General features: G+C 42.2%; 2 protein-coding genes and 1 pseudogene. All 3 read right to left on the bottom strand.

All coding sequences use genetic code 11. From position 1 onward, the window contains the following. Window positions 1–349 precede the first annotated feature (349 nt). Entirely contained in the window at window positions 350–805 is a 456-nt protein-coding gene (locus tag HZY94_RS09595) for a DUF624 domain-containing protein (protein WP_179925939.1), read from the bottom strand. Between the two features lie 12 nt (window positions 806–817). Then, a complete protein-coding gene (locus HZY94_RS09590) occupies window positions 818–1,636 on the bottom strand; it encodes a carbohydrate ABC transporter permease (protein WP_179925938.1) in 819 nt (272 codons plus the stop codon). A 128-nt stretch (window positions 1,637–1,764) separates the two neighbouring features. Next, window positions 1,765–2,454: pseudogene (locus HZY94_RS09585) on the bottom strand (carbohydrate ABC transporter permease); the annotation flags it as partial. Between the last annotated feature and the right edge of the window lie 126 nt (window positions 2,455–2,580).

The raw sequence follows: 2,580 nt of genomic DNA, 5'->3' as shown, positions 1-2,580 counted from the left end.
AAACCTTAAAATCCATTGTGAATAGAGAATGGACAAGGTCCTTTCTAGATACGTAGTGGTTTTATATTGTTGTATTTCAAAACTAAGCATCCATTATTTTTCAACTTTTGATTTTAAATGAGTATAATTCGTAAAATCGTCGACTATCAGACAATTGAAAAGGGGGAGCAAATCCTGCCCACCCTTTAAACTCAGCGACTCGCTTCTAATTGGAACCAAGACCACAAAGACTGGCCGATCATACAATGGAACCAAAGAAAAACGAAGAAGCTCTGGCTATTAAAAGTGTAAAGTAAAAAGGAAACAAGTCCTAGACCGAGAGCTAGAAGACTCATCCGCGGTCGCCCCACTAGGAATAAAGGGCCGTCTGCAGTCTTTCCCTCCAAGTTAGCTCCTCTCTTAGAGCCAATGGATAGAGATAAAACAAGAATAGATCAGTCAGCAAGTAAACTTGGACAATCAAAACTTTATAAGCCAGGAAAGGCCAGCTGGTCTGGCCTAAGACCAGATACAGATTGAACAGACATAGCCCCCGAAAGCCTAGATCCAAGGCGGAAAGAGAGAGACCAATCCGCCAATAGCGCCTCCAAGCCTGCCTAAAGCTGACAAGTAACTCATAATCCTTGGAAAAACGCCACTGGGAAATTCCATAGAGGGAATAGAGTTTGGCCATTCCCAGGGTCACCAGAGGTAGGGCTGATAACAACCACAACAAATTGGTCATGATTAAATCATAAGTCTGATTGGCCAAGCGCAACCACCAACTATCTAAGCGGAATAATCCTCGGAAGGCCCCCTTCTTCATACTCCTATCCTTTCACAGCCCCATGGTAATTCCCTGTGTAAAGGATTTCTGGAAGACTAAAAATATCACCACGATTGGAACAGCAGCCATGGCTGCCCCCGCCATGATCACGCCATAGTTGGTTGCCATTTCAGCCTGCATAGTCGCCACACCGAGAGAAATGGTTAGATTGTCTCGCGAGGTCAGCATCACCAACTGCATAAAGTAATCATTCCAGCTATTGATAAAGGTGAAAATAGCCAGCGCTGCAAAACCTGGTTTAACAATCGGAAAGGCGACATTCCAAAAGGTCGACAATTCTCCACAACCATCAATCTTAGCAGATTCCAGTAATTCTGTCGGTATATTCTCGCTAAACTGCTTCATCAAGAAAACCCCGAAAGGCCAACCAACCAAGGGCAGAATCACGGCTGCCATCGTATCGTGAATGCCTAAAAAGTTAACAATTCGAACTAATGGTACCAAAATAACCTGCTTGGGTAAAGCCATAGCTGCCACAAAGAGGGCAAAAAGAAGCCGCTGACCATAAAAGCGTTTTTTAGCCAAAACATAACCTGCCAAGGCTGAAGTCATACAAACGAGCAACATAGTCGTCACAGAAATAAAAATCGAGTTCCACAACCATTTCATGGCTGGGTTCTGAACAATTAGCTGCTGGAAATTTTCCAAGGTGGGAGCTGTCGGCCACCACTGGGGAGGAACAACAATTGTGTCTGGTTGAGACTTAAAAGCTCCTGTTAAGATCCAGTAAAAGGGAAAGATGAACAAGACTGTTAAGAGAAGTAACAGGCCTGTTGCCAAGAATGAAACTGGATGGACGTTTTTTTTCATAAAAAGTACCCCATATTCTTCGCAGATTCTAGATATCTGCTAGTCATTTTTGCCTTAGCTTCGTCAAGTGCTGACATTCTCTCAACCAAGGCTTACTGCTGCCCAACATTTTTGGCTAGGCTAGCCTGCTAATAATCCACTTCACTTCCAAAAATTTTAAATTGAGCAAAACTGACGAGTGCAATCATAACAGCTAGGAAGACACCAATGGTATTGGCATAACCATATTCTGTTAGCTGGAAGGCTTTTTCATACAAGTAATACATCAGCGTACTGGTTGAATAGTTCGGACCTCCTGAGGTCAAAAGCTGGATCAAGGCGAAAATTTGGAAGGAATTGATGGTCGTTATAATGGCAATGTAGAGGGTGGTTGGCAGGAGACTTGGCCACTTAATATTCCAAAAGACCTGTCTTTCGGTCGCTCCATCAACACGCGCCGCTTCGACCAAGGATTCATCAATATTTCCCATAGCTGCGATATATAGAATAATTGGCTGACCAACAGAGGTTGTCAAGAGGATAATCATAATCGCTAGCAGTGCCCAATGCTTGTCACCCAGCCAAGAAATATTTTGTGTGATAATATTCCCTGATTTGAGAACAAAATTCAAAATCCCTGACAGAGGATCGTAAATCCATTTCCAAACAACCGTAACCGCAACACTTCCTGTTACAACCGGTAGGAAGAAAACAAAACGGTAAAAGGAGCGGGCAATCACATTCTTTTGATAGGTCTGTGACGCCACAAAAAGGGAAAAGAAAACAACCACTGGTACCGATCCAACCACAATCAAAACGGTATTGATCAAGGATTTTAATACTTAACAAAAATCAAAATCTGAATTATAATAGATATTATGGAATTCACACAAGATCAAATTAATGAATTAAAATCAGCTCTCAAAAATAAACAACTTTCTGCTTATCACAACCGTATTCAAGCA

The sequence above is a fragment of the Streptococcus danieliae genome (assembly GCF_013415245.1).
In the GTDB taxonomy this organism is placed as follows: Bacteria; Bacillota; Bacilli; order Lactobacillales; family Streptococcaceae; genus Streptococcus; species Streptococcus danieliae_A.
The sequence above is the reverse complement of the archived record's forward strand: the minus strand, read 5'-3'. Positions and strand labels throughout refer to the sequence as shown.